Below are 362 nucleotides of genomic sequence, written 5' to 3'. Positions count from 1 at the left end.
CTGCTCAACGACCTGTTGTTGCTGGCCAAGCTGGAAGCCACCGATTATCCATCGGACAACGAGCCGGTGCCGATCGATGGCTTGCTGCAATCGATCAAGAGCGACGCGCAGCAGTTGTCCGGCCAGAAAAACCAGAAAATCACCCTGGAAGCCGACCCTACGATTCTGCTCAAGGGTAGCGAGGCGGAGTTGCGCAGCGCGTTTTCCAACCTGGTGTTCAACGCCGTCAAATACACCCCGGCCGAAGGCAATATCCGCATTCGCTGGTGGGGCGACGATCAGGGCGCGCACCTGAGCGTGCAGGATTCCGGGATTGGCATCGATAACAAACACCTGCCGCGTCTGACTGAACGCTTCTATCG

The 362-nt window shown here is 58.3% G+C and carries 1 protein-coding gene; it reads left to right on the top strand.

All coding sequences use genetic code 11. The annotated features are described in order from the left end of the window. Positions 1-362, top strand: a 362-nt coding sequence (locus OEJ36_RS30405; protein WP_263404653.1) for an ATP-binding protein, incomplete at both ends; no start/stop codon positions are given.

The sequence above is a fragment of the Pseudomonas sp. PDM13 genome, assembly GCF_025685765.1.
GTDB lineage: Bacteria > Pseudomonadota > Gammaproteobacteria > Pseudomonadales > Pseudomonadaceae > Metapseudomonas > Metapseudomonas solani.
The sequence above is the reverse complement of the archived record's forward strand: the minus strand, read 5'-3'. Positions and strand labels throughout refer to the sequence as shown.